The 19321-nt window shown below is 59.4% G+C and carries 22 protein-coding genes and 1 tRNA gene; 21 read left to right on the top strand and 2 right to left on the bottom strand.

What is annotated here, in order from left to right; translation table 11 throughout:
* Positions 1-46: 46 nt before the first annotated feature.
* From hisD to CLV89_RS13270, 16 genes are all read left to right on the top strand, one after another.
* The gene (hisD, locus tag CLV89_RS13350) at positions 47-1351 is read left to right on the top strand and encodes a histidinol dehydrogenase (RefSeq protein ID WP_106164164.1); all 1305 of its coding nucleotides are present in this window, start codon (positions 47-49) and stop codon (positions 1349-1351) included.
* 287 nt (positions 1352-1638) lie between these two features.
* Positions 1639-2109, top strand: coding sequence for a UPF0262 family protein (locus CLV89_RS13345; protein ID WP_106164163.1), 471 nt, complete (start codon positions 1639-1641; stop codon positions 2107-2109).
* A 3-nt stretch (positions 2110-2112) separates the two neighbouring features.
* The gene (locus CLV89_RS13340; protein ID WP_106164162.1) at positions 2113-2568 is read left to right on the top strand and encodes an arsenate-mycothiol transferase ArsC; all 456 of its coding nucleotides are present in this window, start codon (positions 2113-2115) and stop codon (positions 2566-2568) included.
* Positions 2569-2964: a ketosteroid isomerase-related protein gene (locus tag CLV89_RS13335; protein ID WP_106164161.1), complete on the top strand. Its 396-nt coding sequence runs from the start codon at positions 2569-2571 to the stop codon at positions 2962-2964.
* Positions 2964-3560: a GNAT family N-acetyltransferase gene (locus CLV89_RS13330; RefSeq protein WP_106164160.1), complete on the top strand. Its 597-nt coding sequence runs from the start codon at positions 2964-2966 to the stop codon at positions 3558-3560. Before CLV89_RS13335 ends, CLV89_RS13330 begins: the two co-directional genes overlap by 1 nt.
* 80 nt (positions 3561-3640) lie before the next feature.
* Complete coding sequence (locus CLV89_RS13325) at positions 3641-4519, top strand: carbon-nitrogen hydrolase family protein (protein WP_106164159.1); 879 nt, start codon at positions 3641-3643, stop codon at positions 4517-4519.
* Between the two features lie 84 nt (positions 4520-4603).
* Positions 4604-4822 (top strand): translation initiation factor IF-1, encoded by a 219-nt coding sequence (infA, locus tag CLV89_RS13320; RefSeq protein ID WP_005978431.1) that lies wholly within the window; start codon positions 4604-4606, stop codon positions 4820-4822.
* A gap of 134 nt (positions 4823-4956) precedes the next feature.
* The gene (locus CLV89_RS13315; protein WP_106164158.1) at positions 4957-5538 is read left to right on the top strand and encodes a Maf family protein; all 582 of its coding nucleotides are present in this window, start codon (positions 4957-4959) and stop codon (positions 5536-5538) included.
* Positions 5535-6557 (top strand): ribonuclease E/G, encoded by a 1023-nt coding sequence (locus tag CLV89_RS13310; protein WP_106164157.1) that lies wholly within the window; start codon positions 5535-5537, stop codon positions 6555-6557. The genes CLV89_RS13315 and CLV89_RS13310 overlap by 4 nt, the downstream gene beginning before the upstream one ends.
* Positions 6554-6736, top strand: coding sequence for a DNA gyrase inhibitor YacG (locus CLV89_RS13305; protein ID WP_106164156.1), 183 nt, complete (start codon positions 6554-6556; stop codon positions 6734-6736). The genes CLV89_RS13310 and CLV89_RS13305 overlap by 4 nt, the downstream gene beginning before the upstream one ends.
* A gap of 81 nt (positions 6737-6817) precedes the next feature.
* Positions 6818-6892, top strand: a tRNA-Phe gene (locus CLV89_RS13300).
* A 164-nt stretch (positions 6893-7056) separates the two neighbouring features.
* Positions 7057-8268: a tyrosine-type recombinase/integrase gene (locus CLV89_RS13295; protein WP_106164155.1), complete on the top strand. Its 1212-nt coding sequence runs from the start codon at positions 7057-7059 to the stop codon at positions 8266-8268.
* Positions 8269-8463: 195 nt separating this feature from the next.
* Positions 8464-8682 carry a helix-turn-helix transcriptional regulator gene (locus tag CLV89_RS13290; protein ID WP_341477122.1) on the top strand — a complete coding sequence of 73 codons (219 nt, stop codon included), beginning with the start codon at positions 8464-8466 and terminating at the stop codon, positions 8680-8682.
* Positions 8683-9127: 445 nt separating this feature from the next.
* Complete coding sequence (locus CLV89_RS13280; RefSeq protein WP_243395006.1) at positions 9128-10675, top strand: tyrosine-type recombinase/integrase; 1548 nt, start codon at positions 9128-9130, stop codon at positions 10673-10675.
* Positions 10676-11113: 438 nt separating this feature from the next.
* Entirely contained in the window at positions 11114-12262 is a 1149-nt protein-coding gene (gene nirK, locus CLV89_RS13275; RefSeq protein WP_106164153.1) for a copper-containing nitrite reductase, read from the top strand.
* Positions 12263-12334: 72 nt separating this feature from the next.
* Positions 12335-13201 (top strand): formylglycine-generating enzyme family protein, encoded by an 867-nt coding sequence (locus tag CLV89_RS13270; protein ID WP_106164152.1) that lies wholly within the window; start codon positions 12335-12337, stop codon positions 13199-13201.
* Here CLV89_RS13270 and hemN read toward each other — a convergent pair.
* Positions 13189-14544 (bottom strand): oxygen-independent coproporphyrinogen III oxidase, encoded by a 1356-nt coding sequence (hemN, locus tag CLV89_RS13265; protein ID WP_106164293.1) that lies wholly within the window; start codon positions 14542-14544, stop codon positions 13189-13191. The genes CLV89_RS13270 and hemN overlap by 13 nt on opposite strands.
* Positions 14545-14752: 208 nt before the next feature.
* On the opposite strand from hemN, the gene CLV89_RS13260 reads away from it, so the two are divergent.
* Positions 14753-15448, top strand: coding sequence for a 5-formyltetrahydrofolate cyclo-ligase (locus CLV89_RS13260; protein WP_106164151.1), 696 nt, complete (start codon positions 14753-14755; stop codon positions 15446-15448).
* 115 nt (positions 15449-15563) lie between these two features.
* Entirely contained in the window at positions 15564-16259 is a 696-nt protein-coding gene (locus tag CLV89_RS13255) for a Crp/Fnr family transcriptional regulator (protein WP_106164150.1), read from the top strand.
* A gap of 19 nt (positions 16260-16278) precedes the next feature.
* Here the strand turns inward: CLV89_RS13255 and CLV89_RS13250 are convergent, their stop codons facing one another.
* Positions 16279-16533 (bottom strand): DUF1858 domain-containing protein, encoded by a 255-nt coding sequence (locus tag CLV89_RS13250; RefSeq protein WP_106164149.1) that lies wholly within the window; start codon positions 16531-16533, stop codon positions 16279-16281.
* A 125-nt stretch (positions 16534-16658) separates the two neighbouring features.
* On the opposite strand from CLV89_RS13250, the gene CLV89_RS13245 reads away from it, so the two are divergent.
* From CLV89_RS13245 to CLV89_RS13235, 3 genes are all read left to right on the top strand, one after another.
* Positions 16659-17111, top strand: a complete 453-nt coding sequence (locus CLV89_RS13245) for a c-type cytochrome (RefSeq protein ID WP_106164148.1) — start codon at positions 16659-16661, stop codon at positions 17109-17111.
* A gap of 66 nt (positions 17112-17177) precedes the next feature.
* Positions 17178-18521, top strand: a complete 1344-nt coding sequence (locus CLV89_RS13240; RefSeq protein ID WP_106164147.1) for a cbb3-type cytochrome c oxidase subunit I — start codon at positions 17178-17180, stop codon at positions 18519-18521.
* 2 nt (positions 18522-18523) lie between these two features.
* Entirely contained in the window at positions 18524-19318 is a 795-nt protein-coding gene (locus CLV89_RS13235; protein ID WP_106164146.1) for a CbbQ/NirQ/NorQ/GpvN family protein, read from the top strand.
* The last annotated feature ends 3 nt before the right edge of the window (positions 19319-19321 follow it).

The raw sequence follows: 19321 nt of genomic DNA, 5'->3' as shown, positions 1-19321 counted from the left end.
TGACGGGCTGCGGTTTAAGCAGGGCCAAACCTTGAAGGAGGCCGCAATGCCTGTGTTCCTTGATACAACGGACAGCACATTCGAACAGTCCTTTGCCGCATTGCTCGGTGCGAAACGCGAGGACAGCCCGGATGTGGATGCAATCGTCGCCGGGATCATCGCCGATGTGCGCGACCGTGGCGATGCCGCGCTGCTGGAACTGACGGCGAAATTCGACCGGCTGCCCCTGACCGAGGCCTCGGCCCTGCGCATCAGCGCCGAGGAGGTCGATGCGGCCATCGCTGGTGTCAGTGATGAAGACCGCGCGGCGCTGGAACTCGCGGCCGAGCGCATCCGCGCCTATCACGCCGAACAGATGCCCGAGAACAAGACCTGGACCGATGCCAGCGGTGCCACGCTGGGCTGGCGCTGGTCGGCGGTCTCTGCGGCGGGGCTATATGTGCCCGGTGGTCTTGCCAGCTACCCGTCCTCGGTGCTGATGAACGCGGTGCCGGCCAAGGTTGCGGGGGTCGAGCGCCTCGCGGTGACTGTGCCGACCCCGGACGGGCAGATCAATCCGCTGGTGCTGCTGGCCTGCCGCATTTCCGGCGTTGACGAGATCTACCGCCTCGGCGGCGCGCAGGCGATCGCCGCGCTGGCCTATGGCACCGAAACCGTCGCGCCGGTGGATAAGATCACCGGCCCCGGCAACGCCTTTGTCGCAGCGGCCAAGCGGCGGGTGTTCGGCAAGGTCGGCATCGACATGATCGCGGGTCCGTCGGAAATCCTGGTGATCGCCGACAAGGACAACAACCCCGACTGGATCGCCCTCGACCTGCTGAGCCAGGCGGAGCATGACGAAAGCGCCCAATCGATCCTGGTCACCGATGATGCGGAGTTTGGCAAGGCGGTGGCCGCAGCGGTCGACGCGCGGCTGGAAACGCTGGAGCGGCGCGCCATTGCGGGCATCAGCTGGCGCGACTTTGGCGCAGTCATCGTGGTGCGGGATCTGGACGAGGCCGCGGCCCTGTCGAACCGGATCGCCCCGGAGCACCTGGAACTCTGCGTCGCCGACCCGGTGGCGTTGAGCGAACAAACCATCCACGCAGGCGCCATCTTCATGGGGCAATATACTCCCGAGGCGATCGGCGATTATGTCGGCGGCCCCAACCACGTTCTGCCCACGGCGCGCTCGGCCCGATTCTCCTCCGGCCTGTCGGTGATGGATTTCATCAAGCGCACCACCCTCAGCCAGATGACACCGGAGGCCCTGCGCGCCATCGGCCCCGCCGCTGCCACCCTGGCAAAAAGCGAGAGCCTCGAGGCGCACGGCCTGTCGGTTCTGGCGCGTCTGGATGCGCTGAATACCTGATACAAAACAGCTAAAGCTCAGCTTAGCGGGCTGCCCTCCGCGAAGCTGAGCTTCTTGCTGACCCGGACGCCGAAGCTTCGGGCACAGGTTCATTAAAGTCCACACAGGGTTAACAGAGGATTGACGCAGGTCTGCACCAGTCTGATTTTGCGCCCCTGCCACCCCATTTAACGACACCATAACGCTACACTGCCGCAGTGATTGCGCAGGGTCAGGTGCAGCGGCTGATTGTGTGCGCGCAAAGGATCAGCTACGTCTTTGAGAGAGACAGAACTGGGACCAGAGCGATGAGCCGGATCAGCCATATTGAACTTGACGACCGCAACCTGCCACCTCCGACACCGGAGATCGAGCAGGAGCGCAAGGTGGCCGTGTTCGACCTGATCGAGGATAACAGCTTTGAGTTGCCGCAAACCGGCGCTCCGGATGGGCCCTACCGCCTGTCTCTGTCGATCCGCGAAAAACGTCTGGTGTTCGACATCCAGACCGAGGCCGGCGACAAGGCGGCCGAGTTTCACCTGTCGCTGTCGCCCTTCCGACAGGTGGTCAAGGACTACTACCAGATCTGCGAAAGCTACTTCAACGCGGTAAAAACCCTGCCCCCGAGCCAGATCGAGACCATCGACATGGCCCGCCGCGGCATCCACAACGAAGGCAGCCGCGTCCTGCAGGAACGGCTGGAGGGCAAGGCCGGGGTGGACACCGACACCGCCCGCCGGCTCTTCACGCTGATCTGCGTCCTGCATTTCGGAGGCTGATGCGTGACGGAGCTGCCGCAGTCCATCTTGTTCTGCTGTGACCACAATGCGGTGCGATCCCCGATGGCCGAAGGGATCATGAAGAAACTTTATGGCACCGGCACCTATGTGCAGTCGGCGGGCGTGAAGAACGATCTGGAGATCGACGGTTTCTGCATCAGCGTCTGCAAGGAGATCGACGTGGAGCTGTCGCGCCACCGCTCCCGCTCCTTCGACGAGATGGTGCAATGGGGCGACGACATCTCCTCCTATGATCTGGTGATCGCGCTGTCGCCCGCCAGCCAGCGCCGGGCGCTGGAACTGACCCGATTTTATCACCTCGATGTCGATTATTGGCCGATTATGGACCCAACTGGGCTCGGCGAGTCGCGGCAGGCCAAGTTAGAAAGCTACAGGCAAACCCGAGACCAGATCCTCGAGCGACTGATAGCACGCTGGGGACACCCAACGGAGACTTGAATGACCGACACCATCGCCCGCTACTTCGCCGCGTTTAACGCAGACGACACCGATGGCATGCTCGCCTGCCTCGCCGATGATGTGGCGCATCACGTGAACGAGGGCGGCATCCGGATCGGCAAAGAAAAATTCGCCGAGTTCTGCGCCCATATGAGCCGCTGCTACAAGGAAGAGCTGACCAATATGGTGATCTTCGCGACAGCTGACGAAGGGCGCGCGGCGGCGGAATACACCGTGAACGGCACCTATCTGGCCAAGGACGACGGCCTGCCGGAGGCGCATCAGCAGCGCTACAAGCTGCCTGCCGGGTCGTTCTTCGAGCTGCGCGACGGGCTGATTACCCGGGTCACCACCTATTACAGCCTCTCTGACTGGATCAAACAGGTCTCGGCCTGATGCCCCTGCGGATCACTGCCCTGACCGGCGCGGCACTGGCGGCGGCGCTGGAGGATGTTGCGCGTCTGCGGATCGAGGTGTTTCGCGCCTGGCCCTACCTCTATGACGGTGATTTGGCGTATGAGCGGGACTACCTGCAAAGCTACCGCGACAGCAAAGGCGCGATCGTCGTTGGGGCCTATGACGGTGATCGACTGGTAGGCGCGGCCACCGGCACGCCGCTTGCGGATCACGCGGAGGATTTCGCCGATGCCTTTGCGGGCAGCGGGCTGGATCTGGCAGAGGTGTTCTACTGCGCAGAATCAGTTCTGCTGCCCGCCTATCGCGGTCAGGGTGCGGGGCACGGGTTCTTTGACACCCGCGAGGCGCACGCCCGCGCATTGGGGTTCGCAAAATCGGCATTCTGCGCAGTGCAGCGACCACAGGATCATCCGCTGCGCCCCGATGGCTATGCCCCGCTGGACCCGTTCTGGCGCAAACGTGGCTATACCCCCCTGCCCGGCGTGGTGGCGCAATTTGCCTGGAAAGACGTGGATCAGCCCGCCGAAACGCGCAAACCGCTGCAATTCTGGTGCCGAGACCTCCTCCACCCCTAGTGCCTGCGCATGGCAGCTGAGACTTTTCCACCACGCCGCAATCGGTTAGCCCTATGGGCAGACCTGCATCGGAGACCGCCATGAAGATTGCAACCGCCGCCTACCCCCTCGACTGGCTCGACAGCTGGTCCCAGTACGAGGACAAACTGTCGCGCTGGGTGTCAGAGGCCGCCGGGACCGGTGCCGACCTGCTTGTCTTTCCCGAATATGGCGCGATGGAGCTGGCGACCCTGGACGGCGCCGACGTGGCTGGCGACCTCGAAAGCTCGATCCAATCGGTGTCCGACAAGATGGAGGCCGCCGCCACCCTGCACCAGAAGCTCGCAGCCGAACACAAGGTGCATATCCTCGGCGCATCGGCTCCGGTCCATGCCGGGTTTGCGCGCCCGGTGAACCGGGCCGAGTTCTACACGCCCACCGGCCAGCGCGACCATCAGGACAAGCAGATCATGACCATGTTCGAGCGCGACCCCTGGGATATCGCGCCGGGTGGCCCACTCAAGCTGTTTGACACGGCGCTCGGCAAGATCGGCGTGCTGATCTGCTATGACAGTGAGTATCCATTGCTGGGTCGCGCGCTGGCGGAGGCGGATGTGATCCTCGTCCCCTCCTGCACCGAAGCGCTGGCCGGATACTGGCGCGTGCGCATCGGTGCCATGTCCCGCGCGCTGGAACAACAATGCGTCACCGCCATGTCCTCGGTGGTCGGCAACGCCAGCTGGTCCGAGGCCGTCGATGAGGGCTGTGGCATGGGTGGCATCTTCGGCCCGCCCGACACGGGCTTTCCCGGCACCGGCGTGATCGCCGAGGGCAGGTTGAACCAGCCCGGCTGGACCTATGCCGATGTGGACTGCGCGTCGATCGCCCATGTCCGCCGCGAGGGGGTCGTACGCAACCGCAGCCACTGGAACGAGCAGGAATCACGCGCCCAACATGTCGTTAAGCAGGACTTGCGATAAAAGCGCCCTTGAAAATCGGGAGAAATACGCTCATTTAAGCGCACGTCCCGGCTTCGTTCGGGAAATTACAACTATGGAGACAACATGGCCAAGGAAGATACGCTCGAATTTCCCGGTGTCGTGAAGGAACTCCTGCCAAACGCGACGTTTCGGGTCGAGCTGGAAAACGGCCATGAAATCATAGCACATACGGCAGGCAAGATGCGCAAGAACCGCATCCGTGTCCTCGCAGGCGACAAGGTTCAGGTGGAAATGACACCCTATGACCTGACCAAGGGACGAATCAACTACCGCTTCAAGTAAGCGCGATTCGCTCAAGACGGTAAGAGCCCGGCCCGGTGCCGGGCTTTTGTTTTGCCCCTACTTGTCTTTTGATGGGGTTTTCCGGCGCCATCAATGGGCATAGAACCAAGCGGCGCAACAGCAGGAGTTCAGGCATGGGTTTCATTCTTGGATCAGGCAGCCCCCGTCGGCTGGAGCTGCTGGCGCAGCTCGGCGTCACGCCCGATGACGTGCGCCCACCGGATATCGACGAAACCCCGCTGAAGGCGGAGCTGCCGCGCGACTACTGCACCCGCGTCACCCGCGAAAAGGTTCAGGCAGTCCCCGCGGCGCCGGATGATCTGGTGCTCTGCGCTGACACGACAGTCGCACTTGGCCGCCGCATCATGGGCAAACCCCGCGACGCCGGCGAGGCCGCCGAATTTCTGCTCGCCCTCTCCGGCCGCCGGCATCGGGTCATCACCGCCGTGGCGTTGCGCCGAGGCGACCAGCTGTGGCAGCGTGATGTGGTCAGCCAAGTGAAGATGAAACGCCTCTCGGACGAGGAGCTGAACGGCTATCTCGCAACCGGCGACTGGGACGGCAAGGCCGGGGGCTATGCCATCCAGGGCCCCGCCGGAGCGCTCATCCCGTGGATCAGCGGCTCCTTCACGGCCATCGTCGGCCTGCCGCTGGCAGAAACCGCAACCCTGCTGCAGACTGCAGGATACCCTCTCTACAAGGACAGCACGCCATGAAGGGCACGCAGATCATTCTCGACCACATCGACGGCCACGAGGCCGCTGCACGGATGGTCGACGGCACGCTTGAGGATTTCCTGATTGCAGGCGACGCGCCGGTCCCGGGCACCATCTACCGCGCCCGTGCAGACCGCCCGGTCAAGGGACAGGGCGGCATGTTCCTGACCACCCCGGACGGCCCTGCCTTCCTGCGTCAGGTCAAGGGGCTGGCTCCCGGTCAGCTGCTGCTGGTCCAGGTCACCGGCCATGCCGAGCCCGGCAAGGCGCTGCCGGTCACCCAGAAGCTGTTGTTCAAGAGCCGCTATGCCATTGTCACCCCGGATGCGCCGGGGCTGAACATCTCCCGGTCGATCCGCGACGAAGACGAACGCGACCGCCTGCTGGAGATCGCGCATGAGGAAATGGGCGAGTCAGACTACGGCTTGATCCTGCGCTCCGCCTGCGCCGGTGCCGACCCGGAGGAGATCGGCGAGGACATCGCCAGCATGGTCACCGCCGCCCGTCAGGTGCTGGAAGACACCGGCGCCGAACCAGAGACGCTGCACGAGGGGGACAGCCCGCATCTGCAGGCCTGGCGCGAATGGGCCGAGCCTGCGCAGATCGAACAGGAGCCCGGCGGATTTGAGCGCGGCGGCGTGCTGGAGGCGCTGGACGGGCTGCGGACCGGGCGCATTCCCCTTGGTGGCGGTGGCTTTCTCTACGTGGAGCCCACACGCGCCCTGGTGGCGGTGGATGTGAACACCGGCAGTGACACCTCGCTCGCCGCCGGGGTCAAGGCCAACATGGCCTGCGCGCGCACCCTGCCCCGCGCCTTGCGCTGTCTGGGACTGGGCGGCCAGGTGGTGATCGACGCCGCCCCGATGCCCAAGAAGGACCGCCGCGCCTTTGAAAGCGCCCTGCGCGCCGCCTTCAAGGTGGATCCGGAGGAGACAACATTGGCGGGCTGGACCACGCTTGGTCACTTTGAGCTGCAACGTAAACGCGGCCGCCTTCCGCTAATGGAGATCCTGAAATGAGCTGCCCTCTCTGCGGCGAGACCACCGACCAAGCGTATCGCCCTTTCTGCTCCAAACGCTGCGCCGATCTGGACCTGTCCAAATGGCTGAGCGGCGGCTATTCGGTGCCCAGCGAGGATCAGGAAGACCTTGAAAACGCACTGGAAGACCTGGGAAATCAAGGTCAGACGGAACATTAGCGATTTTCTTTGAAAAAGCCTCTGGACACCATCGCGCCCAGAGCATAGAAGGCCTGCACCCAAGGCGATAAGCCTTCCCGTGCCCGGGTAGCTCAGGGGTAGAGCAGTGGATTGAAAATCCTCGTGTCGGTGGTTCGATTCCGCCCCCGGGCACCACAATCACTTCCAGTTGTGGTTTGTAATTTCTTCTAATAGCCTGAATTTCGTCGATAATGCCGGACCCTTTGTCCGAGTTTGTCCGGAGCGATCCAGCCCAATCTACCCTCAATGGGGGTATGGGTCGGGGTACCGCCGAGGTCGTGAAATGAGGGTACCCCCAGATGCCTGTTCTGAGCGATGCCAAAGTCCGCGCGCTGAAGCCGAAAGAGAAGCCTTACAAGCAGGCCGACTTTGATGGCTTGTTCCTTCTGGTCAATCCCGGCGGCTCCAAACTGTGGCGGTTCAAATACCGTTGGATGGGTAAAGAGAAACTGCTCTCTTTCGGAAAATACCCTGCTCTGAGCGTCAAGCAGGCTCGGGACCAACGGGACGATGCACGCAAGCTACTTGCCGAGGGTAAGGACCCGTCATTCGAACGTAAGCGTGCGCAGACCGCCCAAGAAGCCGAGCATCGGGAAACCTTCAGTAGGCTCGCCGACGCCCTGCTGGAGAAAAAGCGGCAGGAGGGTAAATCAGCCTCCACCCTAGCTAAGACGGAGTGGCTCCATGGTCTTCTCTGTGCCGACTTGGGCGCTTATCCCATCAGTCAGATCAGCGCCCGTGATGTCCTGGTACCGCTAAGGAAGATGGAAGCGAAGGGGCGCAACGAATCTGCGCTTCGTATGCGATCCGCTGCCGGTCAGATCTTTCGCTATGCCATCGCACAAGGATTGATCGAGAATGATCCGACCTTCGGGTTGAGAGATGCCCTGACCCGCGCCCCGGTCAAACATCGCTCTGCCCTCATCGATCCGGAAAAGGTCGGCGGGTTGATGCGTGCAATTGCAGGCTTTGACGGGCAACCGACCACCCGCCTCGCGCTTCAACTCTTGGCCATGACAGCGCTGCGCCCCGGTGAGTTGCGCATGGCCGAATGGTCGGAAATCGATCTGAACAAGGCGATCTGGACGGTGCCGGCACATCGCGCGAAAATGCGCCGCCCTCATATGGTCCCCTTGTCGCCTGAGGCGCTGGGCAAGTTGCGCGAGTTACAAGAATTGACTGGGTGGGGCCAGTTGCTGTTCCCCTCTATCAGGTCCTCGAAACGCTGCATGAGTGAGAATACCTTAAACGCCGCCCTACGCCGAATGGGCTATAGCGGCGAAGACATGACCGCCCATGGCTTTCGCGCGACCTTTTCCTCGCTGGCAAATGAATCTGGTCTTTGGAATGCAGATGCAATCGAACGTGCACTTGCCCATGTCGAAGGAAATGAGATTCGCAAAGCCTACGCACGCGGCACGCATTGGGACGAGAGGGTCCGAATTGCGGCGTGGTGGACAGGATATTTGCAACAGCTTGCCGACAGCGCAGGACTACACCTGACGCCTTAAGACTCTAGATATTCTGTTTATGTCCAAAGGGCACTAAAGAGGCTTGCCGAGCATAAACAGCTCATTTAGTATCCACCTATCATAACGACGCAAGATGTGTCGTTTCCTGCTCCGCAAGGAGCGCCCCGCTTGGCGGGAGGAAACGTGCATCCTGCTCGCGCATCTCCTCCTGTCACCAATGACGACACAGAGGATATGGTTATGAACACCCCAGACCGAATACTGAGATGCAAAGACGTGATGTCTCTGACGGGCCTGTCGCGCAGCACCCTATACGCCATGATGAGCGAGGGGACGTTTCCCGCTTCGATTAAGCTGAGCAAGCGCGCCGTCGGCTGGCGCGCAAGTGTTGTGCAAACGTGGCTGGAAGACAAAACACGCCAGCCCCACAACCCGCATCAGAGAGGTGAATGATGTCACGTGACGACAAACCTCACCTGGATGAAGCACCGTATTTTTTTGATCGATTGGGCGTCAATGACGCTACGCCCGCAGAGTCGGCCTCTACAGAGGTCAAACAACAATCTCCGAAACGGACAAAGAAGAAGCAAGCCACCCGCCGCTTGCCCTCCGACGGAAATGTCGGCGTGGCCTTTCTGACGGATCAAGATGTCGCTCTCCGCTTCCGAGTGACTCGGCAAACGATATGGCGGTGGGTAGGATCCGGACACTTCCCGACACCCGTCAAGTTATCTCCCGGCACCTCACGCTGGCGCCTGGACGAGATCGTGGCCTTTGAGCACAAGCTCCCTCGGCATTCCCCCCAAAAGCCTTCGAAAGACGAGGGAGGGAAGCACTAATGAGTCGGCGATATAAGATCCGTGCAAAAGGTCATCGCGTTTATGACGTCAGCGAGGTCATGGAACTCTATGACATCTGCCGCAATACTGTTTCGAACTGGGTGGGCACAGGCCTCACACCGTCACATGGAACAGGGCCTCAACTCTTCCGAGGGTGTGAACTCAACAGGTTTCACATCGCTCGGCGCGCTCAGGGGCGCAAAAACTTGCGGGTGGGGCAATTCCTCTGCATGTCATGCAAAGTTGCCGTGTTTCCTCATATGCCCAGCCTCAACCTCAGGCAAACCAAGAAGACGAGCTGGATGGCTTTAGGTGCCTGCTCAGAGTGCGGTGCGGCGGTGATGAAGCTACTGGATGCGACGAAGCATGACCGATTGCAGGAAGCGATCCGTACCAACGCTAACCTGACTGAAATAGACGAAGGTCAAGCGGAAGAGCAGGTTTGTGTTGGGACAAATACACCCCTTCGACTCCCTGAAAACCCATCTATGAACGATAGAATAATCCACGACTGGCAACTATATGCGGGCCGCTATGACAGCAAAACTGTGGATGCTCACTTGGCGTCGATCCGCGATTTCGAGGACTTCTTTGAGGGCCAGTGCTTCTCACTGACCAAGGACAAGGACGTCGGGAAATACCGTAAATGGCTGCTAGAGAAAGGCGAGTTACCACGGGAGGCAGGAGGTTTCAGCGCATCCACAATTCGTCATCGCGCATCGCACCTGGCAGCGTTCTTCAAGTGGCTCGGCAAGCAGGACGGATATCGAAGGCTCAGCGCCAATCTGTTCGAATACTTCGCCCTGCCACGCCAGAAGATGGCAAGGGTTCTGGCACGACCGGATAAGATCTATCCGTCGATAGACGAGGCCCTGACGATGATCCAATCTATGCCAACGATCACACGCACCCAGCGTCGAGACCGGGCGATAGTTGCAGGCGCATTCGTCACGGGCCTGCGGGCGGCTGCCCTGTCTACAATGCGGCTGAAGCACATTGATTGCGTCGCAAAAACGGCTGTGCAAGATGCACGCGATATGCGCGCAAAAAACGGAAAAAGCTTCGTTATCCGATGGTTTCCGGTTCCTGACGCGTTTCATGATATTGTGGAAAGCTGGAAAGAGGAGCTAGCCAACGATGGGTTTGAAAGCGATGATGCGCTCTTTCCTGACGCCAAATATCTCTACAGGCCCAAGGTCGGCACTGATCCTGTTCCGACCTTGCAAACAAACGGCGTGGTGAACCGGGCATTTCGGATAGCAAGCACTGGGTTGGGAAAATCCTTCTCTCCCCATTCCGCGCGTCATTGCCTCAAAGCGCTGGGCGACAAACTCTGCACCCGTGCCGAGGAACGCAAAGCATGGTCTTTGAACCTCGGACATGAGAGCGTCGTCGTCACGGATACCCACTACGGAAAAATGACTGATGGGACCCGGCTGCAAGTTCTAGGCTCACTCAAGGAGGAAGATCAGACCTCAGATGATGAGAAGGAACTCCTGCTCAAATATTTCTTCCATGCTCTGGTTCCTGGGTCTCCCGAACATAGGGCTGCACGGATTTTGGTGAGAAAGCGAGAAGCAGCATTGGATGATGACGTGCTAGAGTGACTGACTTTCCGCTGGGTGCATGCGGCAGAGCAGCGCAGTGTTGGTGCGATACTGGTGAGGCGCTTCATTTGAAGCGCCCCCGCCCTTCTCTCGAAAATACCATCCATGCGGGATTTTACCCCCAAGGTCACGGCGAGAGCCCACATTCAGGTAATGAACGGCGCTCACGGAGGCGGCATATCGCGTATGCCCGAAGGACCTCATTCCAGGTTGGCGTGACGATTAGGAGCAGGCGCGGGAAAGAGCCGCTTCTTGCTACAGCGGCATCGGTCTTTTTGCGCGAAACGCCTTAACTGGAGTCGACCCGTTGCCGAAGTCCTGACCATAGCAGTCCATCAGGTGATATCCTTATCGAAGGTTGTCCCTGATCAACGTTCACATCCAAATCTCCGCATACCTTTCAAGCTAATCATACATGCATGAAAAGGAGATAAGGACATGCTTACCAGACGCGCCGCGCTTATTGGGGCCGCAGGGATTGCAGCGATACCCGTACTTCACAAAACTGCTCAAGCAGAGGAGATCATGGACACATCCATGGTCCCACCAGCTGATCTGTCTAAGCTCAAGCGGGTGAAACGTAAATTAGTGCGCCCTCCGATGGTTCACGAGCACGAGCAGGTGGCTTCGACAGAGCCGCAAATTATCGAATTCGAGATGCAGATCGTTGAAAAGGAGATCGAAGTCGATAGCGGTGCCTACCTACAGGCCATGACCTTCAACGGGTCAGTACCAGGACCTCTGATGGTCGTACATGAAGGTGATTATGTCGAACTTACGCTCTACAATTCTCCTGAAAATCTCATGCAGCATAACATTGACTTCCACTCAGCAACCGGTGCCCTTGGCGGTGGTTCTCTGACGCTGGTCAATCCCGGTGAGAAGACAACATTGCGGTTCAAGGCAACACGTCCGGGCACCTTTGTCTATCACTGTGCGCCGGGTGGCCCCATGATCCCATGGCACGTCGTCAGTGGGATGTCGGGCGCGATCATGGTGCTGCCCCGCGATGGTCTGAAGGATCACAATGGCACCCCCGTCAGCTATGATCGCGTGTTCTACATCGGCGAGAATGATTTCTACATCCCGAAGGATGAAAACGGAGAATACAAACGCTTTGAAGATGTCGGCGAGAGCTATCCCGACACGCTGGATGTCATGAATGGCCTGATCCCGAGCCACGTGGTGTTCAACGGTAAAGTCGGCGCGTTGACTGGTGACAATGCATTGCACGCATCACAAGGCGAGAAGGTTCTGTTCGTACACTCGCAAGCCAATCGCGACTCTCGCCCGCATTTGATCGGCGGGCATGGGGATCTGGTCTGGGAAACCGGGAAATTCAACAACCCACCGGAGCGCGACCTTGAAACTTGGTTCATCCGCGGCGGGTCTGCGGGGGCAGCGCTTTACGAGTTTTTGCAGCCGGGCGTCTACGCCTATGTGAACCACAACCTGATCGAGGCGGTAAACCTAGGCGCAACCGCGCATGTCGTGGTGGACGGCGATTGGAACAACGATCTGATGGAGCAGGTCGAAGCGCCAACAGCCTATGACGCAGCCTATGAAGGCAAGACCGCACTCCCATAACCCACAGGTTTTATAGAAGCACAAGGTCGGCCGGCCCCACCGGCCGTCTTTGCAGCGCTTGGGAGATCACCGATGAAACCATCATTCAAGAGTGTTGTTGCCACGAGCCTTGTGGCTTTGATCGCATTGGGCATCGCGGTTTTGACCCGTGCCCCCTCCCCCAGCCTGTCACCAGAGGTGGACCTCATTGAGGTTCCCAGCGGGCGCATCAGCTACCGCCCGTTTGGCAATTTTGTCGAGAATGGAAAATCGCGCTCACCACGTCCTTACGTGATTGAGGTCGCGGGATTTTCCATCATGAAATACCAAGTCAGTCGCCGAGAATATGCTGCATGTGTCTCCGCTGGGGCTTGCCCCCCGGTGCCAGCAATGGGCGGGGATTATCCGCAAACCCATGTAAACTGGGAAGACGCCAACGCCTACGCAACTTGGTACTCCCGCAAAACCGGCGAAAACTGGCGCCTTCCCAGCGACATGGAATGGCAGCTGGCCGCAGGCGAGCGTTATGGGGATGCGGCCCCTGACACCCGGGAGATGGACCCCGGACAACGCATGCTGGCCCAATACGCGGCAGGAACTTTGCTGCGTAGAACCGCCAGTCCTGCGTTGCGCCCGGCGGGCGGATTTGGCCTCAACTCACGTGGTATTGCAGATATATCAGGCAATGTCTGGGAATGGACCGATGGCTGTATGCAAAGTGGCTCACTGCACCCGGACGGCACCGTTCGAGAGAGCGAACCCTATTGCTGGGTTCGCATTGCAGGCGGCATCCATCGCGCGGCAATCGTCGATTTTGTCCGCGACGCCAGCGTCGGCGGCTGTGCCGTAGGATTGCCACCGGATCATTTGGGGTTTCGTCTGGTTCGGGAACACGCTGAGGCTCCCGAACCCTGGTGGTGGCCTTTGTGGCAAAGGATGCGCCCCGGTCACGACGCCTGACTGTAACGACCGTTCATCGGTGCATAGGCATCAAAACAGCTGGCGATGATCCGCGTCAGCGCCCGGCCCTCTGGCAGTATCTCAAACCCATCGTACCGCACCTGTACCATGCCGTCGAAGCGATCAATCACAAGGGCGGTTTCTGGTCGCAACGCTTCCGCAAGAGCGCCGAATTCTCTGGACAGCTCCGCGAAATCGAGCTGGAAATCACACATGATCATCTCGATGGCGCGGGCGCGCAAAAGGTCTGTATGGCTCATCATGTGGCCTCGTGCTCCAGCTAGTTCTCCGGCCTCAATACGCTGAACATAGGCAGGGGTGGCGGATGCATTCTGGATATAGCCGGTGGGCAGTCGCGACACCGAAGACGCGCCCAACCCAATCAGGGTGGAGCAGCTATCATCCACATATCCTTGAAAATTTCGCCGCAGCCGCCCTGTCTCCATGGCACGGGCCAGCCCGTCATCAGGTTTGGAGAAATGATCAATCCCGATGCTGCGATAGCCTGCATCCCTGAACCGCGTTGCAGCGTATTCAGCGAGATGAAAACGCTCCACCTCTTTGGGCAAGGATTTCTCATCAATCAACCGCTGTCGTTTGGACATCCATGGCACATGCGCATACCCAAAGAGCGCAATCCGATCCGGCGCCAGATCCAGCACCTTTGAAACCGTATCATCCAGTCGGGTGATATCCTGATGTGGCAGACCATAGACTAGATCGGCGTTCAGGGACTGAATGCCTGCCGCGCGCAGATCCTCCACGCAGTGCCGGGTGACATCAAACGGCTGAAGGCGGCCTATGGCGTTTTGCACCTTGGAGTCAAAATCCTGGATCCCGAGCGAGGCCCGATTCATCCCCTCCGCAGCAAATGCTGCGATCTTGTGGCGATCCACCATGGTCGGATCGATTTCCACCGAAAACTCCCAATCCCCGGTTGGCGGGATCACCGCCTTTACGGCTTGTGCCAGCCGATGGATCAGCTCTGGTGGCAGGATGGTTGGCGTCCCGCCGCCCCAATGCATCCGCCCCATGCGCAGACCCGCAGGCAGGATGCGCTTCAGCAGCGCCAGCTCCTGCTCCAGCGTCGCGATATAGCTTTCAACCGGGCTGAGCGTCTTGGTCCCCTGCGTGCGGCAGGCGCAAAACCAGCACAACCGCTCGCAAAAAGGGATATGCAGGTAGACAGATACCGGATCTCCGGGATCAAGCGCACTTAGGGCTTCGGTCTGCTCCATGCTGCCGATCTCGGGCGCAAACACAGGCGCGGTTGGATATGAGGTGTAGCGGGGCACCCGTGCCTCAAAAAGGCCATGGGCTCGAAGGCGATCAATCTGTTTCATGGGGCGACCCTGCGCCAGACCCCAGGACGGGACTTTGTTTGGGATCAATATTCGCGCTCAAATCTCAAAATTCGCAATGCGTGTGTCTGGCCGCTGATCTGGCGTGCCATCATTGGGTTGGCTGATCACGGCATCAAGACTCCGCTCTTGAACTGCGCCGTCCAATTCAGTGTTCTTGAAAGGGTGACGCAGATCATCGGGAAGAGACATGGGCGACACGGACCGAGAGCACAAAGAGACTGCACACTATTCATCACCTCCCTGCGCATCGAGCGAACTGGAGGTGGATCATCTATGGCACCCTGCAGGGCCACCGACACAAGCGCAGGACGTACCCAGTTGGCGGCGGGCAGAACGCCAGCGCCTCCGAGGTCTTCGCATGGCGATCTCTGCAACTGAGCGACACATGTTGGCAGTTCAACTGGCGCAGCACCTGCAACAGCTGCTCGCTCGACATATGGAAGGCACGCGCACGCCGGTGGTATCAGCCTATTGGCCAATCAAGGGGGAGCTGGATTTACGCCCCCTGATGACGGAGCTATACAACGCAGGCACCGAGATCGCGTTGCAGGTGGTGGAAACGCGAGCCGCACCACTGGTATTTCGGCGCTGGACACCCGCAACGCGCATGGTACGTGGTGATTGGAATATCCCGGTGCCGCCGGCAGACGCTCCGGAACAAACGCCTGATATTCTATTGGCCCCTTGCGTGGGCTGGAGCGCGGATGGCTATCGGCTTGGGTATGGCGGCGGCTACTTTGATCGTACGCTTGCGAGTCTGAACTCAGCCCCCATTGTGATCGGGATCGGACTGCTGCAATCCCGGATCGCAACAATCCACCCTCAGCCACATGACATCAGGCTCGACATGATCATGACCGAACAGGGTGTGGCCAACACTTGAGTGATGCAGGATAGTCGGGCAAAGGCGGATTCGAAATTTTCTCCGATGTCCAAACCGTGATTTTCTGATAGGTCGCTGCTCAGTAAGATCTGACTGACGCCAGCAAGAGGCCGCTTTGAAACAGCTCGACGAAAGCCTGCTCGCGGGATTACCCCCTTTCAGTCTCCTGCAGCGCGGGGATATTCGCGAAATTCTGGATCAGGCCACACCAAAGCGGGTCGAAGCCGGCACAGAGTTCTTTCACGAAGGTCATGACGCAGAGCGGTTCTATCTGCTGCTCGACGGCTACATCCGCGTCGTCAAAGTCACGCCAACCGGCGAGCAAATCATCGCGTTGCATATTTCACCGGGACAGCTCTTTGGCATTGCCCCTGCCCTCAGCCGGGACACTTACCCTGCCACGGCCATTTCTGTGGTTGAGTCCATTGCGCTGTCATGGCCGGTCCGCCTCTGGGCAGATTTCACCACCCGGTATCAGGGGTTTGCGACCGAAAGCTACAGAACCCTCGGCGAGCGGCTCGGCGAAATGCAAAGCCGGATCACAGAGCTTGCCACTCAGGCGGTCGAACAGAGAATTGCGACAGCACTGCTGCGTCTTGTGAACCAGTCGGGGCGCAAAACGGATCAAGGAATCGAGATCGCCTTCCCCATCACACGGCTCAATATCTCCGAGATGACCGGAACCACGCTGCATACGGTTAGCCGCTTGCTGTCCGCATGGGAGCGTGACGGGATTGTTGCCTCACGACGCAAGCACATCGTGATCACAGACCCGCATCGCCTGATGCTGTTGAGCACGCCAGAGAGCTAAGCCTAAGGCGAGTTGAATGTCACGAACCGGAACCACATCGCGTTTCCGGTTGCTGTTTCAGCTGTTGCACCCTCTTTGGGTCTTGCAGAACATCACGGAACGCCTGTTCCTCCAGCCCATATTCATCACACGCATCAATCACGGTGTGAAACGGGGCAATCGGACAGCCCGGACACAGCATTCTGTAGGCGAGAAACACCGCCACCATCTCCGGCCAATTCGCGAATAAATCAGCAAGCGGCAGATCAGGGTCTTCCGGGTCATGTTTCGCCATCGGTCAGTTCCTCCCATTCATACATTCTGCATTCACGAACAGATCCGAACTTTGCGCTTGCGCAACATCTGACACACGTCGGCCTTTATGGGTGGGGTATCCGCAACTGTACTCAGGACCGCGACATGTCAGAAATACTTACCAAATCGCGGGCCAGGAACGTGTTTTACGGAGGCTCCTTGTTCTTCGTTGTCGTGTTCGTGGCCATGACCGTGCATAGCCACCGCTATATCGTCGAAACCTCCACCGCCGGAATGCCGCTGACCGACGAGGTGCGCCTCGGCAAACACGTCTGGGAACGTGCCTCCTGCATCAACTGCCACACCCTGCATGGCGAGGGTGCGTATTTCGCACCTGAGGTGGGCAATGTGATGACGCGCTGGGGCGTCCTTGATGACCCCGAAAGCGCATTTGAGATCCTCAATGGATGGATGCAGGCCCAGCCCTCGGGCATCGAGGGACGCCGTCAGATGCCGTTCTTCGACCTCACGGAAGAAGAAACCCGCGCCCTCGCAGAGTTCCTGAGATGGGCCGACCAGACCGACACCCAGAACTGGCCACCCAACGACGCAGGCTGAGGGAGAGGCGCGCAGCACGCGATCAGTTCATCACGTTCTGATCAGCGCAGGCGCAAGGAGAAAATCATGAAATATCAATCACAAAAAGTGGCCTACGCCTATTTCCTCGTGGCGATGGCCTTGTTTGCGATCCAGGTACTGGGCGGACTGCTCGCTGGCTGGATCTACATATCCCCCAATACGCTGAGCGAGCTTCTGCCGTTCAACATCATACGCATGCTGCATACAAACGCGCTGATTGTCTGGCTGTTACTCGGCTTCTTTGGCGCCGCTTATTATCTGGTGCCCGAAGAAAGCGAACGAGAGCTGTTTTCGACCAAACTGGCCTATATACAGCTTGCGATCCTGGTAGTCGGCACTCTCGGTGCCGTGGTGTCCTATCTCGTGGGCATCCATGGCGGGCGCGAGTTCCTCGAACAGCCGCTTTGGGTGAAATTCGGCATCCTCGTTGCGGCGGTGATCTTTCTTGTGAACATCTCGCTCACCGTCTTGGCCGGGCGCAAAACCGCGATCACCAATATCCTGCTGATGGGGCTATGGCTCCTGTGCCTGCTGTGGGTCTTCGCCTTCATCAACCCCGACAACCTCTCGCTTGATAAAATGTACTGGTGGTTCGTCGTGCACCTCTGGGTCGAGGCCACATGGGAACTGGTGATGGCGGCAATCCTTGGCTACCTGATGCTGAAGATGACCGGCGTCGACCGTGAGGTCGTTGAAAAATGGCTCTATGTCATTGTCGCAACTGCATTGTTCTCGGGCATTCTGGGCACCGGTCACCATTTCTTCTGGATCGGGACACCGGGATACTGGCAGTGGATTGGGTCGATCTTCTCAGTCTTCGAAGTGATCCCCTTCTTCGCGATGATGAGCTTCGCCTTTGTCATGGTCTGGAAAGGTCGCAAGAACCACCCCAACAAAGCAGCCCTCCTATGGTCGCTTGGGGCCTCGACCGTCGCGTTCTTCGGCGCAGGCGTCTGGGGCTTTCTGCACACGCTGCATGGGGTCAACTTCTACACCCATGGCACCCAGATTACCGCAGCCCACGGTCACCTCGCCTTCTATGGGGCCTATGTTGCGATGAACCTTGCAATGTTCACCTATGCGATGCCGCAACTCCGGGGCCGCGCGCCCTATAATCAGGTGCTCAACATGGCGTCCTTTTGGCTGATGACCGGGGGCATGTGTTTCATGACTTTCGTGCTGACGTTTGCGGGCACAATCCAGACCCACATGCAGCGCATTGTCGGCGACTATTACATGGAAGTGCAGGACCAGCTTGGCCTCTTCTACATGATGCGGTTCGGCGCAGGTGTTGCGGTGGTCCTTGGGGCACTCCTGTTCATCTACAGCCAATTGGTCGTGCGGCGTGAACTCATCGCGCCCGGCCCAGTCACAACTCCGGGAGAGTGATCATGAACGCAATCAACACCCCGAAAGTCCCGTTCTATCAGGCGGCACATGACGAGGTTTCGGTCTTTGAAATGGCACAGGCGAACCAATTGCCCATGTTGCTGAAAGGCCCGACCGGCTGCGGCAAGACCCGCTTTGTGGAACATATGGCAGCCCGGCTCGGGCTGCCCCTCTACACCGTTGCCTGTCACGATGACCTCTCAGCAGCCGATCTGATCGGACGGTATCTGCTCAAAGGTGGCGAAACAGTCTGGGTCGACGGGCCGCTGACCCGCGCGGTGCGCGAAGGGGGGATTTGTTATCTCGATGAGGTGGTCGAGGCCCGCAAGGACGTGGCCGTGGTACTACATCCGCTGACCGATGACCGCCGCCGGTTGGTGATCGACCGCACGGGCGAGGAACTGGTGGCCCCCAAATCCTTCATGCTGGTCGCCAGCTTCAACCCCGGCTACCAGAACATCCTGAAAAAGCTCAAACCTTCGACGCGGCAACGTTTTCTGTCCGTTGGCTTTGATTTCCCGGAGGCCGACATTGAAACCGCAGTGGTGACCGAGGAAAGCGGCCTGGATCATGATCGCGCAGCGGCTCTGGTACGACTGGCGGGGCATATCCGAAACCTCTCGGGTATGGATCTCGAAGAAGGGGTCTCGACCCGGCTGCTGATCTACGCCGCCACGCTGATTGCAAATGGCATGAGCGTGGATCTTGCGCTGGAGGTGGCGATCATCGCCCCCCTCAGTGACGAGGCAGACGTCTGTCAGGCGCTGCGCGACCTCACTGCATCTGTCTACGGGTGACAT

Origin of the sequence: Tritonibacter scottomollicae, assembly GCF_003003215.1 — a bacterium.
Taxonomy (GTDB): Bacteria; Pseudomonadota; Alphaproteobacteria; order Rhodobacterales; family Rhodobacteraceae; genus Epibacterium; species Epibacterium scottomollicae.
The sequence above is the reverse complement of the archived record's forward strand: the minus strand, read 5'-3'. Positions and strand labels throughout refer to the sequence as shown.